Below are 26,393 nucleotides of genomic sequence, written 5' to 3'. Positions count from 1 at the left end.
ATAATGAAAACTATGTTTTCACCATTATATCAATGTTACGAATAAGTACAAAGTGAAAAGTAGATGATTTACTTGAGGGGCGATTTAAAATCTTGTATGTAGGAGATTAGGTATGTTTCGAGATAATCGTACAAATGAATTAGTTATATTAAAAGAAATTGCAGAAACGCTAAATACATCAAATGATACATATCATGTATTGCAAGCAGTGTTAGAAAAATTACTTAGTGTAACAGGTTTAACGACAGGATGGATTTTTCTTGCGGATGAAAATGGGAGATACACAAAATTAATTGATTACCAGTTACCAGAGGCACTTACATATGAAAACAAACGTCCGATGTGTGAAGGTGAATGTTGGTGTTTACGTGGCTTTGTGGATGGGAAATTAGAGCGAGCTGTTAATATTATTGAATGTAAAAGAATTAATAATGCAATTGAATATAATTGGGGTGATACGGAAGGGATTCTTCATCATGCTACGGTTCCTTTAAAAGCTGGAGGAGAAAAATTTGGTTTGTTAAATGTGGCAAGCCCAGGTAAAACACATTTTTCAGAAGAAGAATTAGTATTGCTTCAATCAGTTGCCTTCCAAATTGGAACGGCTTTAAAACGAGCAAAGTTATATGAAAATGAAAAGCGAAGAGCGCATTATTATGTGAAATTAGAACGGTTCATTCAAGTTTTAAGGACGATTCATCAATTTAATCTATTGCCTGAAAAAGTTGTAAATCAATTAGGTGAAGTGTTTTACTGGAATCAAGTCGCATTCTTTATTAGGGAAGAGAAAGAATTATCCTTGCGGGCATCTTATTGCGAGGAAGAATTGCCAGAGGATATAAAAGAAGCTGCGAAAGAAGCGTTAGAAAAAGGTGAACCTATTTTATTAAACCATCAAATTAGTCATAAGATAGCCTCTAATAGGACAGTTATCGCTACACCAATACAGATTCAAAGTCATATATTTGGTGTTTTATGTGTTAGTTCAAATAATGGTGAATTTGATGTGAATACGATAGATGTACTTCAAGCAATAACAAATCATATTTCTTTCGTGATAGAAAATTTAAGGTTAAATGAGCAACGACGTGAACTTGTACGAATGGAAGAGAGAAATAGGTTAGCGAGGGATTTACATGACTCTGTCTCACAAAAGCTATTTTCGTTAACCTTTATGACAAAAGGCGCTGAGGCAGTTTTAAAAGGTCAAAATGAAAAGGTGGATCGATCTTTGCATGAGATGCGTGAACTAGCACAAGGAGCTTTAAAAGAAATGAGGACGTTAATTTGGCAACTACGTCCAGCAGGATTAGAGAAAGGACTATTACCAGCTTTAAAACAATATGGTGAAAGTTTGGGATTGAAAATTCGGGAACAAGTTACAGGTGTTCGTGATTTACCGCGCGTAGTAGAGGAAGCGCTATGGCGAATTGGACAAGAAGCTTTAAATAACGTAAGTAAACATGCGAATGTCAGAGAAGCGGCGATTTATTTCAAAGTGACGGAGAAGAATGTATCATTAGAAATAGTCGATCAAGGAAACGTCTTTGTAGAAAAGAATATAAAAGAGAAGAAATCACTCGGTATGACTACGATGCGTGAAAGAGTAGAATTAGTTGGTGGAACAATTAAAATTATAAGTGATAAGAAAAGAACAAGTGTAAAAGTAAACGTACCATTATGATGTGAAAATGAGGGAAGTTTGTGAAAATAAAAGTATTGTTAGTTGATGATCATACAGTCGTTTTAAAAGGATTAGCATTTTTTTTAAGTACACAGGAAGATTTAGCGTTAGTTGGAGAAGCAAATAATGGGAAAGAGGCATTAGTGAAAGTAGGGGAGACGAATCCTGATGTGGTACTAATGGATTTATACATGCCCGAAATGAATGGTGTCGAGGCGACGGCGTGCATCAAAAAAGAATATCCAAATGTGAAAGTAATTGTATTAACTAGCTTTTCTGATCAGGCGCATGTTTTACCGGCGCTAAGGGCGGGGGCAAGCGGCTATATTTTAAAAGATGTAGAACCGGATCAGCTTGTTGAAGCTATTCGAAGCGCATATAAAGGTAATATTCAATTACATCCAGATATAGCAAATGCTCTCCTCTCTCAAACATTACCTGTGGAAGAAAAAGAAGAAGAACCTTCCATTCAAGTGGATGTGTTAACAGCGAGAGAAAATGAAGTGTTGCAGTTATTAGCGAAAGGGATGAGTAATAAAGAAATCGCTTCCGTTTTAGTTATTACAGAAAAAACGGTAAAAGCTCATGTAAGTAGTATTTTGAGTAAGTTGAATTTATCTGATCGCACACAAGCGGCATTATATGCAGTGAAAAATGGAATTGTATAAGACAAAAGTCGTAAGACCTAGTTCGCCTTTAGGAGGTGGACTTTTTTTATGGAAAAATACGTCTATGTGAGGACGAAATTGTCTTGATATAAATATAAAATATGTTTGTAAGCAACAAAACGACAATTACAAGGGATACCTTTTTTGAAAGCATATAACAACAGAAGAGTGAGTACTAGGAGGAAAAACAATGGCAACAGTTTTATTTGTAAAAGCAAACAACCGTCCAGCGGAACAAGCAGTTAGTGTGAAATTATACGAGGCATTTTTAGCAAACTATAAAGAAGCACATCCAAATGATACAGTAGTAGAACTTGATTTATATAAAGAAGAATTACCATATGTAGGCGTAGATATGATTAATGGTACATTCAAAGCAGGTAAAGGATTTGATTTAACTGAAGAGGAAGCAAAAGCAGTAGCAGTTGCTGATAAGTATTTAAATCAATTCCTAGAAGCTGATAAAGTTGTTTTCGGCTTCCCATTATGGAACTTAACGATTCCAGCAGTGCTACACACATATATTGATTATTTAAACCGTGCTGGTAAAACGTTCAAATATACACCAGAAGGTCCAGTTGGCCTAATCGGGGATAAGAAGATTGCATTATTAAACGCGCGCGGCGGCGTATATTCTGAAGGTCCAGCAGCTGAAGTAGAAATGGCTGTTAAATATGTAGCAAGCATGATGGGCTTCTTCGGTGCAACAAATATGGAAACAGTAGTTATCGAAGGGCATAACCAATTCCCAGATAAAGCAGAAGAAATCATTGCAGCTGGTCTTGAAGAAGCGGCTAAAGTAGCAAGCAAATTTTAATTGAAAATAGAATCGTCACTCGAAAAAAGTAGCATTAGCAGGTAAACGCTAATGCTACTTTTTTTATATTTTAAGTTCGTCAGCCAGTTTTTCTAATTGAATCCGATCTTGTATATAATAGGTTCTTCCGTCTTTTTTTAAGTAATTTTGTTGGCAAAACTGGTTTAATACATATAAAAGATGGCGGTAGCTGACATTTAAGTATTCCGAGGCCTCGGTATGTTTTTCTGTATAACTGTTATTTTGTTCTGTTAATAGAATAAACGCCGCTAATCGGTTTTCGAACGGATAACTATTGTTTTTGGCGTAACTTTCCGTTCGGCTAATTGTTTTTTCGCCGATAAATTTACATAGTTTCTGTAGAAAGGTAGCATCTTGCAACAAAAGATGCCGACAATCTTTAAGAGGGAGCGCTAAGCACATACAATCTTCGATCACTTCCACTGTTTTCGTAACGGATTCCACACCAATTAACCCTAATTCTCCAATGAAAGAAGGTGCTTGAATAAAGTTAATTAAGGAGACTCTTCCATTTTTATGACTCATATATATTTTCGCCTGCCCGGAAATTAAGTAATAAAGATAAGGAACATCAACTCCTTCAGTACATATCCTTTCTTTCTTTTTAAAAGAATGTAGTTCAGCATACGGTAAGACATTAAAAGAAAAAAGAGTATGGAAGTTGGAAGTTTGCATGTAATGAGAGATTTCTTCGCTATTTTTGCTAACTTTCATATTTTCACCTCATGTTTAGTATGAGATATCTCCTATTATTTTTACAAGAAAGAATGATACGATTTATGTAAATTTGTTTTTGTAGAAAAGAGAGTGTGAAGGGTTTATGAGAAAATATAAAACACTTTTATTTGATGTAGATGATACATTGTTAGATTTTCAGAAGGCGGAGAAAGTGGCGTTACGTATGCTGTTTGAAGAGAAAGGGATTCCTCTAACTAGCGAGGTTGAAGGGCACTATAAAAAAATTAATAAAAGTCTTTGGGATGCTTTTGAGGAAGGTGAAATAAACCGTGATGAGGTTGTAAATACACGGTTTTCGATTTTGTTTAAAGAGTACGGGGAAGAAGTAGATGGGGTATTATTCGAAAATAATTATCGCAGTTACTTAGAAGAAGGAGACCAACTTATGCAAGGTGCGTTTGAATTTATAAATCAAATTCAAAGTGAGTATGATTTATATATAGTGACAAATGGTATTTCTAAGACGCAAGATAAACGTTTACGTAATGCAGGATTACATGCCTTGTTTAAAGATATTTTCGTTTCTGAAGATACAGGATTCCAAAAGCCGATGAAAGAGTATTTTGATTATGTTTTTGAACGGATTCCTAATTTTTCCCCTGAAAAAGGGCTCATTATTGGGGATTCGTTAAGTGCTGATATGAAAGGTGGATATGTAGCGGGAATTGATACTTGTTGGTTTAATCCAGCAAATAAATCAAATAAAAGCGAGATTGTGCCAACATATGAAGTGCGAAATTTTGAAGAGTTATACGCACTATTGAAGCAACATGTGTAATAAAAATAGGCAGTGGAACTTTTGTCCCTACTGCCTATTTTTATTCGTTTGTAGCTTCGTTATTTTTAGGAAGTGGAAATGCATTACCAATCGCTGCCGCTCCAAGCATCGGTAATAGTAAATTGAGCGGGAAAAACATGAGTAATAGTAATGTTATAGCAATTGGTTTTCTTAATGCGTAGCTTGAAATTGCTGTCGTGACGATGGCTACCGAAGCAATTGGATCTATCGGGATAATGGACGCTATAGCATATCCGATACTAGATCCAGCAAATATAATTGGGAAAATATGTCCACCGCGCCAACCTGTATTTAAACAAATGGCAGTAATACATAATTTTAAAACCCCTGAAAGAAGTAGTACCCAGAAGGATAGGTGGCTCCATTCAACGACTAAATCTTTTAATTGATGTTCTCCTGAGAATAATGTGTACGGGAGAAAAGTTCCTGTAACTCCTAATAAAATACCACCGATAATTCCAAGTGTAAGTTTGTATTCCTTAAAAGGATGAATGAACTTTTCTAATGTGAATTCTAATTTGAAATAAAAGAAACCAACTATAGCACCAATACTAGCAAGTGGTAGAAAGGCAATCCATTCATTGAGAGAAAGGGAACCTTCTCCGAAATCAACGATAAAGGATCCACGATTATCGAATTTACTAAGTAATAAATAAACGGAAAAACCAGCGAAAGTGGTAGCTAAATATACAATTGCTTTTTTCCCTTTAGAAAATTCGTTAATTTGCTCACCCTCATTTTCATTTGGAGCTAAATAACCGAATAATGGCGCATTAAAAATTATACTTAAAGTAGCACCAATTCCAACCTCTGTTAGTTCATTCATTCCTTTTAAGGCGAATGTAAAGCGATCCCCTACCCATGTACAAAGTCCACCGATAATTCCAACAAGTGCTGCTTCTGGACCTAAGCTAGCTCCAAATATTAAAACGATAATCGCAGTTAAAGTAGCTTTATGTACAAAACGGTATTCAATTCTACCTGTTTTTTTATATTCACCCATCACTTCCGGCATAAGACGTGGATATGTGCCGAAGTATTTTTGGGTTAAACCAACGAGAATCCCACCGATAGTTGTTACACAAATAGTGTAATACGGGGGAGAAGAGAAAATAGTAGGTAAGTATCCCCAAATAAAGTGAATGCCGATATTTATTGTAACTAAAAATAACCAGACTGTTGCTCCTACTATAGAGCCTAAAAGAATGCCATATAGGACGAGCATATAGTGCATGTCTTTTGTATTTCTCATGTTATACCTCCTTTATGTGATTTTTAATGTCGAAAAAATTAAATATGCTACTGTGAAATGAAATGAATATGTATAGTATCTTTTTGAGAGGTTGGCTTATTCAATATATTGAGGTCTCGTGAGAATTTGAAATGTATACAGTTAAACTACTCACTTAATTTTATATAGTAATCGAGGGTTTTAAAAGGTCTTTTTCAAATAGATATGGAATATATTTCTTTTGTTATGCATGTCAAATCCCTTGCGGTTAATTTAGAACATTCAGAAAAACCAATTGACACTAGGAAATTATTGCTATAAAATCAACGGTAATTGCATAGTCTTATCAAGAAAAGGTGGAGGGACAGGCCCGATGAAACCTTGGCAACAGCCGTATAACGGAATTGTGCCAAATCCTGCAGGTAATAATCCTGAAAGATAAGAAAGAGCCTTTAGAGCGTGTTTTCAAACTGCTCCTTTCTTGTTTTCAGGAAAGGAGCAGTTTTTTATTTTGTATAAAAGAAAGGAGAATGAGAGATGGGAGAATCATGGGGAAAAGGAACAATTTGTGTGCAAGGTGGCTATACACCAAAGAATGGTGAACCACGTGTTTTACCGCTTTATCAAAGTACGACGTATAAATACGATACTTCGGATGATTTAGCAGCGCTATTTAATTTAGAGGCAGAAGGATATATATATACGCGTATTGGAAATCCTACTTTAGCTGCATTTGAGCAAAAGTTATCAGATTTAGAAGGCGGTGTAGGAGCTGTTGCAACGGCTTCTGGGCAGGCTGCTATTATGCTTGCCGTTTTGAATATTTGTAGTAGCGGAGACCACTTACTTTGTTCTTCCACAGTTTACGGCGGAACGTTTAATTTATTTGGAGTGAGTTTGCGTAAGCTTGGTATTGATGTTACCTTCTTTAATCCGAATTTAACTGCTGATGAAATTGTGGCCCTTGCTAATGATAAGACGAAACTTGTTTATGCAGAATCGTTAGGAAATCCGGCGATGAACGTTTTAAATTTCAAAGAATTTTCAGATGCAGCGAAAGAGTTGGAAGTGCCTTTTATCGTGGATAATACATTAGCAACTCCTTATTTATGCCAAGCATTTGAACATGGAGCAAATGTTATCGTTCATTCTACGACGAAATATATTGATGGTCATGCAAGTTCTTTAGGTGGCATTGTCATTGATGGAGGCAACTTCGATTGGACAAATGGGAAATATCCTGAACTTGTCGAACCAGATCCAAGTTATCACGGCGTAAGTTATGTTCAAAATTTTGGTGCAGCAGCTTATATTGTGAAGGCGCGTGTTCAATTATTAAGAGACTACGGAAACTGTATGAGCCCATTCAATGCGTACATTAGCAATATTGGCTTAGAAACGCTGCATTTAAGAATGGAACGTCATAGTGAAAATGCTCTTGCAGTTGCTAAGTGGCTTGCTAACCATGAACGTATTGAATGGGTGAATTATCCGGGATTAGATAATAATGAAAATTACTCGTTAGCACAAAAGTATTTGAAAAAAGGTGCTAGTGGTGTGTTAACATTCGGCATTAAGGGAGGATTAGAAGCAGCGAAAGAATTTATCGCAAATGTAAAATTAGCAACTCTCGTAACGCATGTAGCGGATGCACGAACTTGCGTGATACATCCAGCTAGTACAACTCATAGACAATTAAGTGCTGAGGATCAGCGTTTAGCTGGCGTTACATCAGATTTAATTCGCTTATCGGTTGGTATAGAAGATGTTTCTGATATTATTGCAGATTTAGAAGCAGCGCTAGTCGGAGGCAAAGAACATGCCGATCATAATTGACAAAGATTTACCAGCTCGCAAAGTGTTGCAGGAAGAAAATATTTTTGTAATGACGAAGGAACGAGCAGAAACACAAGATATACGGGCCTTGAAAATTGCTATATTAAATTTAATGCCTACAAAGCAAGAAACGGAAGCGCAATTACTTCGTTTAGTTGGCAATACACCGTTGCAATTAGATGTTCATTTACTTCATATGGAATCACATTTGTCTCGTAATGTAGCACAGGAACATTTAACGAGTTTCTATAAAACATTCCGTGATATTGAGAATGAGAGGTTTGATGGACTTATTATTACAGGAGCACCAGTTGAAACCCTTTCTTTTGAAGAGGTAGATTATTGGGAAGAGCTTGGGCGTATTATGGAGTATTCAAAAACGAATGTAACATCTACGCTTCACATTTGCTGGGGAGCACAAGCTGGTTTGTATCATCATTATGGCGTTCCAAAGTATCCTCTGAAGGAAAAAATGTTTGGCGTATTTGAACATGAAGTCCGTGAGCAACATGTGAAATTGTTACAAGGGTTTGATGAATTATTTTTCGCCCCGCATTCTCGTCATACAGAAGTACGAGAGAGTGATATTAGAGAGGTGAAAGAATTAACATTGTTGGCGAACTCTGAAGAAGCAGGTGTTCATCTTGTTATCGGGCAAGAAGGGAGACAAGTATTTGCGCTCGGGCATAGTGAATATAGTTGTGATACGTTAAAGCAAGAATACGAACGAGACCGCCAAAAAGGGTTAAATATTGATGTGCCAAAAAATTATTTTAAGCATAATAATCCAAATGAGAAACCGCTTGTACGGTGGAGGAGTCATGGGAACTTATTATTCTCTAATTGGCTAAATTATTACGTGTATCAAGAAACCCCTTATGTATTATAAAAAAAGATTGTGTAACACGTGGCAACGTTTTCTTTGTAAAGATTAACTTATATTTTTCCGAATGTTCGAAAAACATTGTTTTTCAGATTTTTTACTCATATAATTTCATCTAAACACAATTTTTGAGGGGTGGACAGTATTATGAAAGAAATTCAAGTTGGTTTATTAGGTCTTGGGACAGTTGGTAGCGGTGTAGTTCGTATCATTACAGATCATCAAGAGCGACTTATACACCAAGTAGGTTGTCCTGTGAAAGTAACGAAAGTACTAGTACAAAATATTGAAAAAGAGAGAGAGATAGAGGTACCTTCTACTCTATTAACACAAGATGCAAATGAAATTTTAGATAATCCAAATATTGACGTTGTCATCGAAGTGATGGGTGGCATTGATGATGCAAAAGCATATATTTTGCAAGCTTTACAAAGTGGGAAGCATGTTGTGACTGCCAATAAAGATTTAATGGCGTTGCACGGTGCGGAACTCTTAGCAGTAGCAAAAGATAATAAAGCTGATTTGTTTTATGAAGCAAGTGTAGCCGGAGGGATTCCGATTTTACGAAGCATTGTAGAAGGACTTTCTTCAGATCTTATTACGAAAGTAATGGGAATTGTAAATGGAACGACAAATTTTATTTTGACGAAAATGTCAGATGAAGGGAGAGCATATAACGACGTGTTAAAAGAAGCCCAACAACTTGGATTTGCAGAAGCAGATCCAACATCAGATGTGGAAGGTTTAGATGCAGCAAGAAAAATGACGATTTTGGCTACCCTTGGTTTCTCTACAAATGTAGAGCTTGGAGATGTGAAGGTAAAAGGGATTACATCTATTACAGAAGAAGATATTGAATACAGTAAGAGTTTAGGATACACGATCAAATTAATCGGTCTTGCGAAGCGAGATGGTGAAAAATTAGAGGTTACAGTTGAACCGACACTACTTCCAAATACACATCCTCTCGCGGCCGTGCAAAACGAATATAATGCTGTATATGTGTATGGCGAAGCGGTCGGAGAAACGATGTTTTATGGACCAGGTGCAGGAAGTTTACCAACAGCAACAGCTGTTGTTTCAGATTTAGTAGCTGTAATGCAAAATATTCGATTAGGTGTAAACGGAAATAGTGCGGTATCCCCGCAGTATAAAAAAGTATTAAAAGAGCCAGACGAAATTGTTGTGAAGAAATTTTTAAGACTTCATGTAAAAGATGAAATTGGTGTATTTGCAAAAATTACTTCATTGTTCTCTGAGCGTGGTGTTAGCTTTGAAAAGATTATTCAAATGCCACTTGAAGAGAAAGGAAAAGCTGAAATTGTAATTGTAACGCATCGTGCGTCTCTTGCTGATTATGAGTATATTCTACATACGTTGCAGGGGTATGAAGAAATAGATTGTGTGAAGGCAAATTATCGGATTGAAGGAGATGCTAAGTAGTATCCCTTATCGTAAAACAGAAAGAGCCTATTAAGCAGCTTGCTTAATAGGCTCTTTTCTATTTAAAATCTTCGTACCAATTTGAATAAATGCTTGGATAATCCAGCCTGTTGTAAAGGATAAGATGATTGTTCCAAAATAGATAGGTCCATCTAATAGGAAGCTTAATGTTAAAAATAAAAACGCTAACGAAATTTCTGTTCTTCTAAATGTCCATTTCTTTTTTTCAGCAACCGTTAAAACGAAAGCTTCTTGAGGTGCTGCGCAAAGGTTTGTAGAGACGTAAAGACCAATCCCAGCTCCAACGAATAGATTTCCGCAAATAAGTGTTATATATTTTGGAAGAGAGCGGATAGCGTCCATAATAGTTGTAATGGAACCGACCCAGTCAACAAAAAGAGAAATAAGAACCATTGTTACGATTGTACCAATTGTTATTTGTTTTTTATTCCAAAAGAGTACGATAAAGGTAAAAGCTAAGTTAATCATGAAAATCCAAAAACCGATACTTATCCCGAAATTTTGATATAGTGCAATAAAGAAGGAATCATAAGGGCTAAGTCCAAAAGAAGTAATTGTCGTCATCATATTAATACCGATGGCGAGAATGAGTAGACCGCCAATGAAAAATATATATTCTAATTTGAATCGAAGCATAGTTGTATATCCTTTCAAAATGTATTTGCTAGGCAAGGATATATTGTGGAAAGCTTACCAGGTCAAGGGAGAATTTTTGTGAGAAGGGGAAAGAGAGATGACGAATATAAGAAAGATTGCTGAACTTGCTGGGGTATCTGTTTCAACTGTTTCACGTGTACTGAATAATCATCCATATGTGAATGAACAGAAACGAAAAGAAATTTTAGCAATTATAGAAGAATTAAATTATACGCAAAATGTGAATGCAATTCATTTAGTGAAAGGAAAAACGAATGTCATTGGCGTTTTATTACCGCACGTAAATGATCAATATTATAGCGCTATTATCGAGGGAATATCAAAGGAAACAGCAAAGAACAATTATAATATGATGCTTTGTCAGACGAACTATAGTGAGGAAAGAGAATTAGAAATTTTGAATATGTTAAAAATGAAAAAGCTTGATGGAGTTATTATATGTTCGCGGGCAAATAGTAAGGAAAAGCTTGAAGAATATACGAAATTTGGCCCAATTGTTATGTGTGAAGAAATAGAATCGAATTTCATTTCAAGTGTGCATATTGATTACTATAAAGTCTTTTCGCGCGGGATGAAGAGCTTAATAGATGCCGGCCATACAAGTATTGGGTATTGCATTGGAAGAAGTAATAGTATTAATAGTCAGAGAAGAAAACAAGCATATGAGGATTCGCTTCAACCAATTGCTGTAACACCGATAGAGGCCTGGAAGTTTAAGGGTTGTTTTACGGTGGAAGATGGACGTAATGTAATCAGGGAATGGGTCTGTATGTCAGTGAAACCAACTGCGTTTCTTGTATCTTGCAATCATATTGCGGCGGGGATGGTAACGGAAGCAAAAAAACAAGGAATTCGTATTCCGGAAGATATTACGATTATCGGTTGTGATGATCAAGATGTGGCAGATATTTTAGGCATTACGACGATTTCATATTCTAGTAAAAATGTTGGCGTGAAGGCATTTGAATTATTATATGAAAAGATTAATGATGAGAATATAAATGTAAAGCATGTAGAGTTATCACCAGAATTAGTACATAGGGAAACAACATAATAGAGAAGTTGTGAAAATCGCTTTTCAAAATTGCGTTTGGTATAATTATGGACAATCTATGAGGGCTAAAAGGGGTTTTGATATGAGATCAAAAGTAGTAAAAGTAATTCTACTCATTACAATTGCATCTTTCTGTTTATTTGCATATGGTTTTGTTTCAGGTGTAAATGATGTATTAAATCCGAAAGCTTCAAATTTAATTAAAAAGACCGATGTAGTGGCAAAAGAGAAAAAGAAAACGGGAACGTTACAAATCGTTAGTTTAGGTGATTCATTAACACGTGGTGTTGGTGATAAAGAAGGAATTGGCTATATTGGACGGGTGAAGGAAGATTTACAAAAAGATTATAAGCAAAAGGTTGCTTTGACTAACTTAGCGGTTAGTGGTGCGAAAATGCCTGACTTATTAAAACAAATTGAGAGTAGTGGCGCTCAATATTCAATTAAGCAAGCAGATGTAATCGTCTTAACGATTGGAGGAAATGATTTATTTCCGGGCTGGGAATCGCTTGGAAAGATAGATTTAGAAACATATCGTCCTGATACAGAAACATTCCAGAATGAAGCGAAGAAAATTATAGAAGAAATTCGTAAGTTAAATACAGATAGCCCTATTTTTTGGCTAGGTTTATATAACCCTTTTGAAGATGTAGAAGATTTAAAAGGGTCTTCAAACATTGTTGTAGACTGGAATGCATCTTTAGAAAAACTGGCGGTAAATGATAAAAATGTGTATATTACACCGACATTTGATTTATTCCAAAACCGTGGGAAAGATTTATTATACTCCGATCATTTCCATCCGAATGAAGTAGGGTATACATATATGGCGGACCGATTAGTTCAAAATATTGCGAGTAAATTAAAACTAGAACAAGGAGGGGTAAAATGACGACGATACTTTCCGTACGAGACGTGAAGAAGGTAATTGGAAAGAAGACAATTGTAGAGAATATTTCCTTCGATGTAAAACAAGGAGAAGTGTTTGGCTTCCTAGGACCGAATGGTGCCGGAAAAACAACTACCATTCGAATGTTAGTTGGATTGATTAAAGAAACAGAAGGTACGATTTCTATTGGTGGTTATTCTATTAAGGAAAATTTCAGAGAAGCGATGCGTCAAATTGGGAGTATCGTTGAAAACCCAGAACTGTATACATATTTAACGGGCTGGGAAAATTTAAAACAATTTGCCCGTATGCTAGGTGGTATATCAGATGAACGTATTATTGAAATTGCTCAAATGGTTCATTTGGATGAAAGAATTCACGATAAGGTAAAAACATACTCACTCGGTATGAAACAGCGCCTTGGCATTGCGCAAGCGCTTCTTGGAAATCCCAAGTTGCTCATATTAGATGAGCCAACAAATGGTTTAGACCCAGCTGGAATTAGAGAACTAAGGGAATTTATACATAAGCTTGTGAAAGAAGAAAATATGAGTGTGTTTATTTCAAGTCACTTACTAAGCGAAGTACAAATGATATGTGATCGGGTTGCGATTATTCATAAAGGAAAAATGATAACAGTTGCCAAGGTTGAAGAGTTAATTAAAACAGCAAGTGATCGTGTAGAATGGATTGTTACACCAATTTCTAAGGCGAAAGATATGCTAGAAGATGCTGAGGAAGTAAGAGAAGTGAGTATAGAAGGTAATCGATTACTATGTCGCATGGATATTGTATCTATAAGTAGTTGGAATAAACGTTTTGTAGAAAACGAGATAGATGTGCATAGTGTTAAGGAGCTTGTATTTACGTTAGAAGATTTATTTATTGAACTCACAAGGGGTGAGCAGCATGCGTGAATTTGCGAATCTAGTTTTGAATGAATCAGAAAAGATTTATCGTAAGAAACGTATTTTTGTTGTCATGCTTATTTTAGCAATCTTGATCCCACTTTTCGTATATGCGCAGTATCGTGAAATAGAAACGACACAAAAACGACTTGGGACAACTGATTGGAAAGTGTCACTGCAACAACAAATTGTTGATTCTCAGAATCGGTTAAATAACTCTAGGTTGCCAGAAGAATGGCGTGATTGGCTAAAGGTAAGAGTGGAGCAACAACAATATTATTTAGATCACGATATTAACCCGATGGCACCGGGCGCACCAACTTTTGTAAGGGCGTTTATTGAGCAAGGAATTACATTGTTTATTCCGCTTCTCGTAATGATTGTCGCTATTGATATTGTTTCAGGAGAACGAAGTGATGGGACGATGAAGATGTTACTTACACGGCCGATCCGACGCTGGAAAATACTCCTTAGTAAGTACATGACGATGCTATTTTTCATTTCACTCATACTGCTTCTTGTCGGTTTGTTTGCTTACATATTATCTGGGCTTGTATTTGGATACTCGGGATGGAATTTACCCGTTTTAACTGGGTTTGTTATTGATAAGGAAACGTTAAATACGAATTTTGTACATCTTATTCCGCAGTGGCAATACGTCTTGATGGCGTATGGGTTAGCTTGGTTTGTTGCTATCGTTGTTGGAACTATATCATTTATGGTTTCGGTTTTAATTCGAAATACACCAGCCGGTATGGGCGTTATGTTAGCCGCATTAATCGCAGGTGGCATTTTAAGCTCGTTCGCAACATCGTGGGAAGGCGCGAAATATATTTTTAGTGTGAATTTATCATTAACAGATTATCTATCAGGAAAATTACCTGCATTACAAGGCTTATCGATGGGGTTCTCTTTAATGAATTTAACGGTATGGGCAGTTGTGTCCCTTATTATTTCATTTGTAGTATTTACAAAGCAGGATATGGTGAATTAATTGGACGGGAAGTGAAAGCATGAAAAATGTTTTAAAAAATGATTGGGAGCCATTATTGGCACCAGAATTTGAGAAAGAATATTATCGCAAGCTGGCTGATTTTTTGAAAGAAGAGTACAGTACCCATGTTGTTTATCCAAGGATAGAAGATATTTTTAGCGCTCTAGAGTATACAAGTTATGAAAATACAAAGGTCGTTATTTTAGGGCAAGATCCATATCATGGACCGGATCAAGCACATGGTTTAAGCTTTTCGGTACAGCCCGGCATTAAAACGCCACCATCATTGCTAAATATGTATAAAGAACTTCGAGATGAATATGGTTATGAAATCCCGAATAACGGTTATTTAGTAAAGTGGGCAGAGCAAGGAGTTTTATTATTAAATACTGTATTAACAGTTCGACAAGGTGAAGCCAATTCTCATAAGGGAAAAGGTTGGGAGTATTTCACAGATCGTGTAATTGAGCTATTAAATGAACGTGAAAAATCGGTTATTTTCATATTGTGGGGACGTCATGCACAGGCGAAGAAAAAATTAATTACGAATACGAAGCATCATATTATCGAGTCTGTACATCCAAGCCCACTATCGGCAAGACGTGGTTTCTTTGGTAGTAAGCCATACTCTAAAGTAAATACGATTTTAGCTAATATGGGCGAGAGAGAAATTGATTGGGAAATTCCAAACCTATAAATAGAAAAGGTAGTTAACCAGTCGTTAACTACCTTTTTGTTATTATTGTTGTTCGTTCTTTAATTTTGCATCTAGTACAAACGTACCGAATGGGATAACTGATGAAACGAATGCTCCAAGTGCCCATAAAATTGATTTACGGTGTACGATTGTTACTTGAATTACCGCAAAGATAAATAGAATAAATAAAACACCATGAGCCATGCCTGTAATTTTAACGGCTGTTGCAAATCCTGCAAAATATTTTAATGGCATTGCTACAAATAATAGTAGTAGGAAAGAAATCCCCTCAACAAGTCCAATTGCTCTTAATCGTCCGATTGGTGTAGATAACATGAAGTAGCCTCCTTTAATGTGTGCTTGTATATAGTAAATTTGTATTCTTTTTCAAAATAAAATAGTCTATTTTGTTTCATTATATACAAAAAGAAAGTTTACACTACGAGAATAGTGCAAAGTTCAAAATATAGTCACAAAAGCATGGTAATTTAAATAAAAACCTATTTGAAGTGTTTGACTTCAAATAGGTTTTGTGAGTGGAAATATTAAACAAGTACTTCGTTTTTTAGTACAAATTTCTCTACGACTTTTGCAACGCCATCGTTCATATTTGTATCTGTTACGTAGTTTGCAATTTCTTTAATATCATCTGGTGCATTGCCCATTGCAACACCAAGACCAGCGAATTCGATCATCGCCTGGTCGTTATAGCTATCGCCCATTGCGATAACTTCTTCACGCTTAATTCCAAGTTTTTGGATTAGTTGGTTTAAGCTTGTTCCTTTTGTAACACCAGCTTCAGTAAATTCTAAGAAGAATGGTTTAGAACGCATAACGCTTAATTGGCCTTCTAGTTGTTTTTGTAGTTTCTTTTCAACTTCAACAAGGCGTTCAGCTTCTTTATTCATTAATACTTTTACTACAGGCTCTTTAACAGCAGCTTTAAAGTTATCTACTACAACAATTGGCATACCAGTAATATCGCCCTCAATTTCAGTATAAGGATTATTTTCTTCAGTTACGATATCATCACCAATGTAAGTATGAATCCATACATCTTCAGTTTTACTAATTTCAAATAGGTTGTGAACGATTTCAGGAGACAGTGTACTACTAAAGATTTCTTCATTTGTTTTACAGTTAATAATTTTTGCACCATTAAAGGACAGAATGAAGCTACCGTATTCTTCTAAACGAAGTTCTTTCGCTACATTGCGCATACCAAAAGTTGGACGCCCAGAAGCAAGTACAACTTTTATACCTTGCTCTTGTGCAGTCATTAGAGCCTCTTTCGTACGAGGTGAAATAGTATGGTCGTCACGTAATAAAGTATCATCTAAATCTAAAACAATCATTTTATAAGTCATATTGAAAATTCCTCTCTTTGTTGAAATAGAAATAAAGTTTTATGAAGATATTGGGGAATATATAGTAAGACATCGAACTTCTTTATGTGAAGCTAGGAGAAGTTCTTTATTGTTAGTATAAATTACCATGAGCATGTTGCCCATGATAATTTATACGGCTAACGCTTGATTAGCTCTCACTTTATCATTATCGTAACAACTCTAAAGATAGAGTGCAATAATGGAAGTTTTCCAATTTACGATGGTTGTTTTTCTGTAGAACGAGAAAATAGTATTTCGAGCAAAATTGCCATTACAGACCCAAGAACGAGCCCGTTACTTAAAAATGATGCTAAAAATGGTGGGAGCGTAGAAAATGCTCCTGCGGGAACAAACATAACTCCGACTCCTGTAAAGATGGAAAGACCCGCTACTTTAAATAATCGTTCTTTATTTTGTACTGTGTCGTATTCACGGAAAGCTAGACCAATCATACTTGCAAATACAGGATAAATAGCAGCATAACCAACTGCAACTGGGATTGCTGCAAAGAATGAAGTGATCTGTGGGAATATACTAACGGCAATAATAAAGCTTGATCCTAACATAAATGGGAGTCGCTTATAAATATTAGTCGTTGCAATAAACCCTGCTGATCCAGAAATAGCAACAGGTCCAATAGCTGAGAATAGACCGCCTAATAATTGATTGATTCCTGTTATAATGCCGGCTTGTTTGAAACGATCTGGTGCGGCATCCTCTTCATACTTAGAGACAATCTTTTGCACAACACGAATACTTGCTAACATATTTGTTAGAAGTAATAGTGTAACGAAAACTACCGTAATTGCCATGTTCCATTCAATGCGAGGCGTTCCGAAAACAAATAGAGATGGAAAACGGATTATATCTGTCACAGGCGTTACTGGATTAGATAATCCGAAGCATGCGAATAATATCCAGCCGCAGACGATACTGAAAAGAACGGAATATTGTCCAATAATAGGTAGCTTCATGATGAAAAAGGATAGTAAAATAACAATGAGTGAAAGAATAAATACGTCAGCTTGTACTTCTGTATGTTGTCCGTCAAGGCCGAACATTCCCTTTAAGAAGGACCCGCTAAGTTGCGCGACAAGAAGAAATAAATATGTTCCAATGACTGTCGGTGTAAAATAGCGGACTAGTTTATCGATGAGTCCAAAAACACTAAGAATAATACAAATGATACCACTTAATAGGAAGGCGTACTGAAGGACTTTAAGCGTTTCATTGCTGGATCCAAATAATACGACACCTAAACTTGCATAAAGGGAGAAAATTCCCCACCAAAGGCCTGCAGGACCTTCTTGAATAGGAAGTTTATGTCCAAATATAGCTTGCAGTAGACCAGCAAAGCCAAGAACAAATAATGTCCTTTGTACGAATGCAATAGCTTCAGCACCATCGAGGCCATAACTAGTTGCGACGCTAATTGGTACAATAAGGCTCCCAGCTAAAATAAATAGCGCCCATTGTAAGGCGGAAAGAAATGTTTTCATTATATCAACCTCTTTCATAGATTCCGTATCTAGTATATATGTATTTCATTTCTACTGGCAAAGATTGTAGATAGAGAAAAGAGTTGAAGCGCGATATGAATGCACGTAAGCAATTATGGATAGCAGTTATATGTATGACTTTTGTTGTAATTCTAGGAACGCTAGGATTTATGATGATTGAAGAGATTAGTTTGTTTCAAGCATTTTGGATGACGATGATTACTGTATTGACTGTTGGATACGGAGATGCCGTTCCTGTAACGCAAGCGGGGAAAGTATTTGCACTCCTTATTATACCTGTTGGCGTCGGTATTGTTACGTATGCAATTGGGGTAGTGGCAGCTATGATTATTGAAGGGAATTTATTTCATGCAGTACGGAGGAAGAAGATGGATAAACAAATAGCGCAGTTGAAAAATCATATTATCGTATGTGGTTGCGGTAGAGTGGGGCTTCAAGTTGTACATGAATTGCAAGAAAAGAAAATCCCATTTGTCGTTGTTGATAAAGATGAGAGTATATTGGAGCAGGAAAAGCTTTTATTTGTACACGGAGATGCAACGGAAGACCAAGTGTTACATCATGCTGGAATTTCAAAGGCAGCTGGTTTAGTTGCTATCGTAGCAAATGATGCTGAAAATGTATTTATTACATTAACGGCAAGGGGATTAAACGATGCAATTAAAATTGTGGCAAGAGCAGAAAAACCAGAAACTGAAGACAAGTTAAAGCGTGCTGGGGCAAATAAGGTGATTAATCCATCTAGCATGGCAGGAATTCACATTGCAAAAGGTATTGCGAATCCGCTAACAGTTCATTATATTGATACAGTACTGTATGGCGTGGAGCAGTCATTTGTAATTGAAGAAATTGCAGTCGGAAAAGGTTCTATTTTAGCTAGTAAATCGTTACTAGAGAGTGATGTGAGAAATCAATTTGATGTAACAATTTTAGCGATTTTGAGAAACGGGGATGTTATACATAATCCAACGGGGCAGGAAAAACTACAAGAACATGATATGATAATAGTATTTGGTTCAGTAGAGAAGCTGGGACAATTTGAGAAAGAACTACAAAGTAAGAGGTGATAAGGAATGCAAATATCGAGCGATAAGATTTTAAATAAAATGGCGAATGAAATTGCAAAGGCAAAAAGCAGTGAAGGACAACAATCAAAGGCGCATTTATTAGTTGTGCGAGCGTTATGTGATTTATTATTAGATGAACAAGCTGAGCCTTCTATGTATAGAGAACCTGAGGTTCAATCACAAGTAATTGGATCTCAGCCTATGACGACAGTTCAACCAGTTATGCCGGTTTCTGGAGAACCTGTATATATAAAAGAAGAAGGTGCAAATGGTAATTCATTATTTGATTTTTAAGGATTAAATCGTTTGGATTATATGTGAAAATTGCTTATTATAAAAATAAAAAGGGGAATTAAGATGAAAATTTTCTTTTTACTAGGTTGTATTGCGGCAGGGCTATCTGTTGCGTTAGGGGCTTTTGGAGCACACGGTTTAGAAAATAAAGTTTCTGCAAAAATGTTAGAAGTTTGGAAAACAGGCGTTACATATCAAATGTTTCATGCAGGTGGACTATTCGTAGTTGCTTTATTGATGGATAAAATTCAATCATCACTTTTAACTACTGCTGGCTGGCTTATGGTAGCCGGGATTATTATGTTTTCAGGTAGTCTGTATGCATTAAGTACGACAGGTATTAAGTTCTTTGGCCCAATTACACCTCTTGGTGGTGTAGCGTTTATTGTGGCATGGATCTTAGTCGGAACTGCAGTTGTAAAAGGATTATAAAAAACAAAAGCTGGCATACGCCAGCTTTTTTTTATGGTCTTGGAGCATAACTTGCTTGTTGACTAGGTAAATACGCAATTTCTTCTGGGAATTCTACATAATCTAAGTAAATCATTAATAGTAAATAACGTTTCCCTGATTGTGGCTCACTAATTACGATATGATCACGACCAGCTGCTTCGATAATACCTGTATAAGATTGTGTACCGAGTGAACTACCACGCTCATAAGTCATTACAACTGTGGCTTGCTTGCCCTTGTTCAAGCGAAGAATATTTTCAATATATGACTGTTCTAGAGGTAGCATGCCTTGAGAAACAGCATATTGTGCTTGCGCAGCTTGTTGTTGCATTGCTTGCTGTTGTTGCTGTTGCTGTGGGGTCATTTGTTGCGGTTGTACGTAAGTTCCAGATGGTTGATAGAAACCTGTTCCGTAATACGGATTTTGTTGCTGTGCCATTCAAAAATCCCTCCTCATTATCAATCCTTAATATACGCCAGGACAATCCTCGCCAGATGGCTGGAAGAAGCAGTGCTTTTTGAAGCGACCAGAGTTTTGTTGATTATACCAAGTTGGTGGACAAGGGCCTTCAGGTCTAAAAAACCATAAGGAAAAGTTGGCAGGCCAAAAACGTTGTCCTTGAATCGTTCGCCTTGCTAATGCGATATCTTGTTCTCTTGCACGTTGATAAAAATACCCTTTTTGCGTTGCCTCAAAACCTCCAGGGTTTTGATAAACCATTTGACGTAAATTACGTATTTTTTTAAAATCTAAACAATTTCCGCGGACACGATTTACCCCAACGTTTCCGACCATCAACATTCCTTGTTGCCCTTCTCCTTCGGCTTCAGCACGCATCAGTCTAGCTAATAACTTTACATCTTCTTCGTTATAAGCAATAACGCCCATTATGTGTCACCTCTCTTTTTGGAATACCTTGTGGAAAGAGGTTTATCTCTAGATGAAGTGTGTAACAATTACTAGTTCATACGTATGAGGAAAAGGACTCAGATATGACAACCAAACGAAGTTTTACATGGAGAGAGGAAAATAAAGAAAGCTAGCGTGAGCTAGCTTTTCATCATTAAAATACTTTAGACCATAAGTTTGAGAAGAAATCACCAATAGAGCGCATTGTTAATACGAACCAATTTGCTTTTTCAACTTCTTCTGTCGTTTTTGCAGTAACTTTCATACTTTTACTACCGTCTAAGAAACCATACTTATCAGTTGATTCTAAAGTAATTGAGCCTACTTTGGCACCTTTCTTAATAGGAGCAACTAAATGTCCATCTTCAGCAAGAGATTTATCTACTTCAGTCCCAATTTTATAAGGATCTTTGCTACCTTTTTTTGCAATTACTGTTATTTCTTTTTCCGGTGCAACAGTTACTTGATCTTCTTTCCCTTTTACTACAGAAATTGTATTGTTTTTATTCACTTTTAGCTTTTGTTTTTCGAAATTATTAAACCCGTATTCGATTAATTCACGAGATTCTGTGAAGCGCTCATCCATTGATTTTGTTTTAATAATAACTGAAATAAGACGTACATCACCACGTTTAGCAGTAATAGTAAATCCGTATCCAGCTGTATCAGAACTTCCTGTTTTTAAACCATCTGTTCCTTCATAAGAGAAAGCGGCACCTGGTAACATCCAGTTCCAGTTTTCCATACGAATTGGTTTCGGATGATTATCTGGGAAGTTTCTAAATCTTTGTTTTGTATCCTCTAGCATTTCTGGATACTTTGTAATTATTGCTTTTGAAAGCATACCCATATCGCGAGCTGACATGGAATTTTCTCCATTCGGATCCGTTCCTTCAGGATGTTTTCCCTTTAAGTCAGCGTTATTTAACCCAGTAGCGTTTACAAATTTATATTTCTTTAACCCTAGTTTTTTTGCATGTTCATTTGCAAGATTTAAGAAGTTTTTCTCACTTCCTGCAAGAAGTTCTGCTAAGGCAATACTAGATCCGTTTGCAGAGAAGATAACGATAGAATGATATAATTCTCTTACAGTATATTGACGTCCCTTTTCAAACGGAACGTTAGAGAATTCATTATTACGTGAAACTTCATACGCGTAATCAGAAATGTTTACCTTTGTATCCCAAGTGGTTTTTCCTTCTTTAATTGCTTCTAATACAGCATAAACAACAATTAATTTTGACATACTAGCGATAGCTAGTAATTCATCTGGATTTTGTTCATGCAGTATTTTTCCTGTATCTGCATCAAATAGAAGTGCAGCGGCTGCCTCAATGTTTATTTTTTCTTCCGCATGGGATGTTGTTACTCCTAAGGAAGAAATTGACAATAAAAGTACTAGTAAAATAGACAAGATTTTCTTCATATAGATTATCACCTTCGCATCGTTATTAGCATGTAGCTCGTACCATTTTAGCATAAATTTGGATATAGAAAGGTTACAATTTTGTAAGGAATTTGAAAGGGATTTGTCGATTTTTGTTCAAATTTGCAGAGGAAAGAAGTTTTTTGAGGAGAAATATAGAGGATAATAAAAAAAGGAACGAAATTCGTTCCCTTTTTACGATTTACTCCGCATTAACGGGCAGTAAGATTCCTACCTCGCAATTCAGTGAAAGCAAAGAAGTTAGGAGGGGTATCAACTGCCCGTAAAAGCCCGATTGGTGAGGGCTGATTAAAGTTTCACTTTATATGTGTAAAAATTTCTCTACCTTTTCGTCTGGTAAAATGTTCCCAACGAAAAATGTTCCGAATTCACCATAACGAGCACTTACTTCATCGAAGCGCATTTCATATATAAGTTTTTTAAATTGAAGAACATCGTCAGCGAATAATGTTACGCCCCACTCAAAATCATCGAATCCAACTGATCCTGAAATAACTTGGCGTACTTTACCTGCGTACTGGCGACCGATTTTACTATGACTGTACATCATTTTTTTACGTTCTTCCATAGGAAGCATGTACCAGTTATCATCACCTTGGCGGCGCTTGTCCATTGGATAGAAGCAAATGTGATTTGCCTTTGGTAGTTCTGGATATAAGCGAGCTAAGATTTGTGGGTTTTGATATGGATCTTCATCAGCTGGAAGGTAGTTGCTTAGTTCAACAACAGATACGTAAGAGTATGCAGGAACCATATATTCAGCTAATGTTGTTTTATTCAATTCTGTCTCAATTTCATTTAACTCTTCCATTGTTGGACGTAAAATCATAAGCATAATATCAGCTTTTTGGCCAACAACAGTATACATTGCATGACTGCCTTTTTTCGCAGTAGATACTTTGTTCCATTTTTCAACGACATTTAAAAATTCAGACACAGCTTGTCCGCGTTCGTCGCTAGATAATGTTTTCCATGCAGCCCAATCAATAGAACGTAAATCATGTAAACAATACCAGCCATCTAACGTTGTTGTTGCTTCACTCATTCTATTCACCTCAGTTAATGATAGTTTTACACGTTAACTATAGCATATATAGTTTTAAAATCATCTATATAAAACCTTGGCGCATAAAATTGTCACATTTAAATTTGCTTTAAAATAGGAGGAGACAAGGCTTAAAGGGACTTTATTTTTAGGCTGAATTTTATGAAAATATAATCATTTTCATTTTATCTATTTTTTGGGAGCTATAAGTTTAAAATATAGAGGAAAAGCAGTATTCTTAAAGATAGAGTTTTTTAACATATGTAGGAGGGTTTATTCGTGAGCAACTTATTTACAACAGTAAAAGAAAAAGTTCAAGGAAAAGGCATTTCTATCGTACTTCCTGAAGGAACTGATGAAAGAATTTTAGGCGCTGCAGAGCGTTTAGCAAAAGAAGAGTTAGTAAAACCAATCTTAGTTGGTAATAAAGAAGAAATTAGCGCAAAAGCTGCTAGCATGAATTTAACATTAGCAGGCGTTGATATTTACGACCCAGCTACATACGAAGAAATGGATGCAATGGTAGCATCTTTCGTTGAACGCCGTAAAGGTAAAGCAACTGAAGAAGACGCTCGCAAAATCCTTAAAGACGAAAACTACTTCGGTACAATGCTTGTATACATGGGCAAAGCACACGGTTTAGTAAGTGGTGCAGCTCATTCTACAGCTGATACAGTTCGTCCAGCACTTCAAATCATTAAAACAAAACCAGGCGTTACAAAAACTTCTGGCGTATTCATCATGGTACGTGAAGAGGAGAAATATGTATTCGCTGATTGTGCAATTAACATTGCACCAAACAGCCAAGATTTAGCTGAAATTGGTATCGAAAGTGCGAAAACTGCTGAACTATTCGGTATTGATCCACGCGTTGCTATGTTAAGCTTCTCTACAAAAGGTTCTGCGAAATCTCCAGAAACAGAAAAAGTTGTAGAAGCAACTCGCATTGCAAAAGAAATGGCTCCTGAATTAACTTTAGATGGAGAATTCCAATTCGATGCTGCATTCGTACCATCTGTAGCTGAGAAAAAAGCTCCAGGTTCTACAATTCAAGGTGATGCTAACGTATTCGTATTCCCAAGCTTAGAAGCTGGTAATATTGGCTACAAAATTGCTCAACGTTTAGGTAACTTCGAAGCAGTAGGACCAATCTTACAAGGTTTAAATATGCCTGTAAATGACCTGTCTCGCGGATGTAACGAAGAAGAAGTGTACAAGTTAGCTTTAATTACAGCAGCTCAAGCACTTTAATTCTATAATGAATTGAAATAAAGACCGTCGCTATTATAGCGACGGTCTTTATTTTTCTAAGCCAAGTGCTTTATTGTTACGATCAATAATACGTTGTAAATTCGTCTCATATAAAGGAACTTCATCTACTGTTAATTGAGATGGTGTTAACTTTGGAGCGAATTGCTGCAGTGTTTTTAAAAGGCGCATCATTAAATCTTGTACTGTAATGGTTTCGCCAAGTAATTCTGAAAGTGAAGCCATCGTACTCGGTACAATTTCAGGATACGTAAAGCGTGTTTCTTCTCCTTGGATTGCTAGGTTGTAGAAATCACGAACGAGTGAGGCACGTTCAGAGCCACTTCCTGTAGCACAAAGATAAATTTGGACAGCGACACCGCCGCGAATACGGCGCTGTGAAATGCCAGCAAATTTTTGATTGCGAATACTTAAGTCATAGCTACCAGGACAGTAAGAACCAACAATTTCTTTTGCCTCGATTGTAACATCGTAATCGTTTAACATTTCCTTAATTAAATGCCACATTGTATCGTATCCAAGATCAATATCGATACCTTTTTCCGTCTCTTGGAATAAAAGTGATACGTTTAAAACCCCTTCATCAAGTACGACTGCAAGTCCACCGGAATTACGAACGATAACATTGAAGTTGTTTTCTTGTAAAAAGGAAATACCTTCTTCCAAGTGTGGTAGGCGTGAATCTTGAATGCCAAGAACAATTGTATTGTGATGAACCCAAGAACGCATTGTTGCAGCTGATTGACCATTTCCAATGCTTGTGCACAGTGTGTCATCCATTGCGAATGACTGCAATGCATGGAATGTTGGTCCCAAACTAGACTGATCTACAATACGCCACTCTGGCTGAGATAAAATGGAACGGGAATTGCTCATATAACTAACCCCTTATCTTTAAAATGACAATCTCTATTATAGCAAAAAATAATGAAATTAGTTTTTAAGAGGGAACCTTACTGAATTGTAAGGTTGTTGTAAGGAAAGTGAATTGGTTAAACTAGCTGCGGTGGTTAAACTAAGAAATGTAATTATGATTTCAGGAGGAATACAAATGAAAAAAGTGAAATTAGGACTCGTAGCGATTATGTCAGCTGCTGTATTTAGTGGTTGTTCTATTATGGATATGATTGCACCACAAGCAAAGGGCGTTGTTATGTACGGAGATGAAACTGGCGTTCAAAAAACAATGGATCAATATAAAGATAAAATTGAATCCCAAAGTAAATTTGAAGCAAAACTAGGTACTGTCAATGAGAAAAAGGTTTTAATTATGAATAAAACAACAGCTGAAAAAATGGTAAAAGAAAACATGCTGAAAAAGGTAGTAAAAGAAGATGTGGAACCAATTAAAGCATTGCCATCTGTTTCAGATGAAGTGGGAGTAGTATTCGCTAAAGAGGAACAAAAAGATGTAGTAATTGATGGAAAGAAAATGAAGTATGAAGGTAATGTAGTAATCGGTGATGCACGTAAATATACAGATATGTATGCGGTTGTTAGTGATGCCGAATATACAAAGATAAATGAACCGGTAAAAACGATTGGATTAGCAGCCTTTAAAGAAAATCCAAAGGAAAAGATTTTCCCAGATATAAAGAAAGGTTCTAACATAGAAGAAGCACATATGGTGGAAGTGAAATAATAAAAAGGATGCATGTAA

At 36.3% G+C, this 26,393-nt stretch carries 28 protein-coding genes and 1 riboswitch; of the genes, 17 read left to right on the top strand and 11 right to left on the bottom strand.

The window, feature by feature from the left end; translation table 11 throughout:
• The first annotated feature begins 112 nt into the window (after positions 1-112).
• From KZZ19_RS26525 to KZZ19_RS26515, 3 genes are all read left to right on the top strand, one after another.
• Positions 113-1,684 (top strand): GAF domain-containing sensor histidine kinase, encoded by a 1,572-nt coding sequence (locus KZZ19_RS26525; RefSeq protein WP_237981172.1) that lies wholly within the window; start codon positions 113-115, stop codon positions 1,682-1,684.
• 20 nt (positions 1,685-1,704) lie between these two features.
• On the top strand, positions 1,705-2,352 hold the full coding sequence (locus KZZ19_RS26520; RefSeq protein WP_237981173.1) for a response regulator: 648 nt from the start codon (positions 1,705-1,707) through the stop codon (positions 2,350-2,352).
• Between the two features lie 190 nt (positions 2,353-2,542).
• A complete protein-coding gene (locus tag KZZ19_RS26515; protein WP_000246724.1) occupies positions 2,543-3,169 on the top strand; it encodes an FMN-dependent NADH-azoreductase in 627 nt (208 codons plus the stop codon).
• A gap of 63 nt (positions 3,170-3,232) precedes the next feature.
• Here the strand turns inward: KZZ19_RS26515 and KZZ19_RS26510 are convergent, their stop codons facing one another.
• Positions 3,233-3,904, bottom strand: a complete 672-nt coding sequence (locus KZZ19_RS26510) for a transcriptional regulator YeiL (RefSeq protein WP_237981174.1) — start codon at positions 3,902-3,904, stop codon at positions 3,233-3,235.
• Between the two features lie 106 nt (positions 3,905-4,010).
• Here KZZ19_RS26510 and KZZ19_RS26505 point away from each other — a divergent pair, with 106 nt between their 5' ends.
• Complete coding sequence (locus tag KZZ19_RS26505) at positions 4,011-4,706, top strand: YjjG family noncanonical pyrimidine nucleotidase (RefSeq protein ID WP_237981175.1); 696 nt, start codon at positions 4,011-4,013, stop codon at positions 4,704-4,706.
• Between the two features lie 40 nt (positions 4,707-4,746).
• Here KZZ19_RS26505 and KZZ19_RS26500 read toward each other — a convergent pair whose 3' ends face one another.
• Positions 4,747-5,979, bottom strand: coding sequence for a chloride channel protein (locus tag KZZ19_RS26500; RefSeq protein ID WP_237981176.1), 1,233 nt, complete (start codon positions 5,977-5,979; stop codon positions 4,747-4,749).
• A gap of 319 nt (positions 5,980-6,298) precedes the next feature.
• Positions 6,299-6,403: riboswitch (SAM riboswitch) on the top strand.
• A gap of 92 nt (positions 6,404-6,495) precedes the next feature.
• Here KZZ19_RS26500 and KZZ19_RS26495 point away from each other — a divergent pair.
• From KZZ19_RS26495 to KZZ19_RS26485, 3 genes are all read left to right on the top strand, one after another.
• Positions 6,496-7,794 carry a bifunctional O-acetylhomoserine aminocarboxypropyltransferase/cysteine synthase gene (locus tag KZZ19_RS26495; protein WP_237981177.1) on the top strand — a complete coding sequence of 433 codons (1,299 nt, stop codon included), beginning with the start codon at positions 6,496-6,498 and terminating at the stop codon, positions 7,792-7,794.
• The gene (metA, locus tag KZZ19_RS26490; RefSeq protein WP_098342288.1) at positions 7,778-8,683 is read left to right on the top strand and encodes a homoserine O-acetyltransferase MetA; all 906 of its coding nucleotides are present in this window, start codon (positions 7,778-7,780) and stop codon (positions 8,681-8,683) included. Before KZZ19_RS26495 ends, metA begins: the two co-directional genes overlap by 17 nt.
• A 141-nt stretch (positions 8,684-8,824) precedes the next feature.
• Positions 8,825-10,120, top strand: a complete 1,296-nt coding sequence (locus KZZ19_RS26485; RefSeq protein ID WP_237981178.1) for a homoserine dehydrogenase — start codon at positions 8,825-8,827, stop codon at positions 10,118-10,120.
• A 30-nt stretch (positions 10,121-10,150) separates the two neighbouring features.
• Here the strand turns inward: KZZ19_RS26485 and KZZ19_RS26480 are convergent, their stop codons facing one another.
• A complete protein-coding gene (locus KZZ19_RS26480; protein ID WP_088098555.1) occupies positions 10,151-10,777 on the bottom strand; it encodes a YczE/YyaS/YitT family protein in 627 nt (208 codons plus the stop codon).
• Positions 10,778-10,874: 97 nt separating this feature from the next.
• Here KZZ19_RS26480 and KZZ19_RS26475 point away from each other — a divergent pair, with 97 nt between their 5' ends.
• Genes KZZ19_RS26475 through KZZ19_RS26455 form a run of 5 tightly spaced genes read left to right on the top strand, consistent with a single transcriptional unit; the run spans position 10,875 to position 15,340 of the window.
• Positions 10,875-11,852, top strand: a complete 978-nt coding sequence (locus KZZ19_RS26475) for a LacI family DNA-binding transcriptional regulator (RefSeq protein WP_088098554.1) — start codon at positions 10,875-10,877, stop codon at positions 11,850-11,852.
• A gap of 10 nt (positions 11,853-11,862) precedes the next feature.
• Positions 11,863-12,744: an SGNH/GDSL hydrolase family protein gene (locus KZZ19_RS26470; RefSeq protein WP_237981179.1), complete on the top strand. Its 882-nt coding sequence runs from the start codon at positions 11,863-11,865 to the stop codon at positions 12,742-12,744.
• Complete coding sequence (locus KZZ19_RS26465; protein WP_088079990.1) at positions 12,741-13,658, top strand: ABC transporter ATP-binding protein; 918 nt, start codon at positions 12,741-12,743, stop codon at positions 13,656-13,658. The genes KZZ19_RS26470 and KZZ19_RS26465 overlap by 4 nt, the downstream gene beginning before the upstream one ends.
• On the top strand, positions 13,651-14,643 hold the full coding sequence (locus tag KZZ19_RS26460) for an ABC transporter permease subunit (protein ID WP_237981180.1): 993 nt from the start codon (positions 13,651-13,653) through the stop codon (positions 14,641-14,643). The genes KZZ19_RS26465 and KZZ19_RS26460 overlap by 8 nt, the downstream gene beginning before the upstream one ends.
• A gap of 19 nt (positions 14,644-14,662) precedes the next feature.
• The gene (locus KZZ19_RS26455) at positions 14,663-15,340 is read left to right on the top strand and encodes a uracil-DNA glycosylase (RefSeq protein WP_088098551.1); all 678 of its coding nucleotides are present in this window, start codon (positions 14,663-14,665) and stop codon (positions 15,338-15,340) included.
• Positions 15,341-15,382: 42 nt separating this feature from the next.
• Here the strand turns inward: KZZ19_RS26455 and KZZ19_RS26450 are convergent, their stop codons facing one another.
• From KZZ19_RS26450 to KZZ19_RS26440, 3 genes are all read right to left on the bottom strand, one after another.
• A complete protein-coding gene (locus tag KZZ19_RS26450) occupies positions 15,383-15,676 on the bottom strand; it encodes a DUF3817 domain-containing protein (protein WP_000953396.1) in 294 nt (97 codons plus the stop codon).
• A gap of 209 nt (positions 15,677-15,885) precedes the next feature.
• Positions 15,886-16,707, bottom strand: a complete 822-nt coding sequence (locus tag KZZ19_RS26445) for a Cof-type HAD-IIB family hydrolase (protein ID WP_226545826.1) — start codon at positions 16,705-16,707, stop codon at positions 15,886-15,888.
• Between the two features lie 236 nt (positions 16,708-16,943).
• Positions 16,944-18,227: a purine/pyrimidine permease gene (locus KZZ19_RS26440; RefSeq protein WP_237981181.1), complete on the bottom strand. Its 1,284-nt coding sequence runs from the start codon at positions 18,225-18,227 to the stop codon at positions 16,944-16,946.
• Positions 18,228-18,322: 95 nt separating this feature from the next.
• Here KZZ19_RS26440 and KZZ19_RS26435 point away from each other — a divergent pair, with 95 nt between their 5' ends.
• The 3 genes from KZZ19_RS26435 to KZZ19_RS26425 all read left to right on the top strand — a co-directional run bounded on the left by KZZ19_RS26435 (position 18,323) and on the right by KZZ19_RS26425 (position 20,041).
• Positions 18,323-19,315 carry a potassium channel family protein gene (locus tag KZZ19_RS26435; RefSeq protein WP_237981329.1) on the top strand — a complete coding sequence of 331 codons (993 nt, stop codon included), beginning with the start codon at positions 18,323-18,325 and terminating at the stop codon, positions 19,313-19,315.
• A 6-nt stretch (positions 19,316-19,321) separates the two neighbouring features.
• The gene (locus KZZ19_RS26430; protein WP_088098547.1) at positions 19,322-19,609 is read left to right on the top strand and encodes a YwdI family protein; all 288 of its coding nucleotides are present in this window, start codon (positions 19,322-19,324) and stop codon (positions 19,607-19,609) included.
• Between the two features lie 63 nt (positions 19,610-19,672).
• Complete coding sequence (locus KZZ19_RS26425) at positions 19,673-20,041, top strand: DUF423 domain-containing protein (RefSeq protein ID WP_000688322.1); 369 nt, start codon at positions 19,673-19,675, stop codon at positions 20,039-20,041.
• A 31-nt stretch (positions 20,042-20,072) separates the two neighbouring features.
• On the opposite strand, the gene gerQ is transcribed toward KZZ19_RS26425, so the two are convergent.
• The 4 genes from gerQ to hemQ all read right to left on the bottom strand — a co-directional run bounded on the left by gerQ (position 20,073) and on the right by hemQ (position 23,464).
• The gene (gene gerQ, locus KZZ19_RS26420; protein WP_088098546.1) at positions 20,073-20,501 is read right to left on the bottom strand and encodes a spore coat protein GerQ; all 429 of its coding nucleotides are present in this window, start codon (positions 20,499-20,501) and stop codon (positions 20,073-20,075) included.
• A gap of 27 nt (positions 20,502-20,528) precedes the next feature.
• Positions 20,529-20,951, bottom strand: coding sequence for a cell wall hydrolase CwlJ (gene cwlJ / locus KZZ19_RS26415; RefSeq protein ID WP_000538163.1), 423 nt, complete (start codon positions 20,949-20,951; stop codon positions 20,529-20,531).
• Between the two features lie 175 nt (positions 20,952-21,126).
• The gene (locus KZZ19_RS26410) at positions 21,127-22,398 is read right to left on the bottom strand and encodes a serine hydrolase (protein WP_237981182.1); all 1,272 of its coding nucleotides are present in this window, start codon (positions 22,396-22,398) and stop codon (positions 21,127-21,129) included.
• Positions 22,399-22,720: 322 nt separating this feature from the next.
• Positions 22,721-23,464, bottom strand: coding sequence for a hydrogen peroxide-dependent heme synthase (gene hemQ / locus KZZ19_RS26405; protein ID WP_088098544.1), 744 nt, complete (start codon positions 23,462-23,464; stop codon positions 22,721-22,723).
• A 279-nt stretch (positions 23,465-23,743) separates the two neighbouring features.
• On the opposite strand from hemQ, the gene pta reads away from it, so the two are divergent.
• Positions 23,744-24,715, top strand: a complete 972-nt coding sequence (gene pta / locus KZZ19_RS26400) for a phosphate acetyltransferase (RefSeq protein ID WP_000067216.1) — start codon at positions 23,744-23,746, stop codon at positions 24,713-24,715.
• A 48-nt stretch (positions 24,716-24,763) separates the two neighbouring features.
• On the opposite strand, the gene KZZ19_RS26395 is transcribed toward pta, so the two are convergent.
• Complete coding sequence (locus KZZ19_RS26395) at positions 24,764-25,609, bottom strand: lipoate--protein ligase family protein (RefSeq protein ID WP_237981183.1); 846 nt, start codon at positions 25,607-25,609, stop codon at positions 24,764-24,766.
• A gap of 175 nt (positions 25,610-25,784) precedes the next feature.
• On the opposite strand from KZZ19_RS26395, the gene KZZ19_RS26390 reads away from it, so the two are divergent.
• Positions 25,785-26,375: a lipoprotein BA_5634 family protein gene (locus tag KZZ19_RS26390; RefSeq protein ID WP_237981184.1), complete on the top strand. Its 591-nt coding sequence runs from the start codon at positions 25,785-25,787 to the stop codon at positions 26,373-26,375.
• Positions 26,376-26,393: the final 18 nt, after the last annotated feature.

This window comes from Bacillus thuringiensis (assembly GCF_022095615.2).
In the GTDB taxonomy this organism is placed as follows: domain Bacteria; phylum Bacillota; class Bacilli; order Bacillales; family Bacillaceae_G; genus Bacillus_A; species Bacillus_A cereus_AG.
Note: the sequence above shows the minus strand (reverse complement) of the source record. Positions and strands in the feature narration are given on the sequence as shown.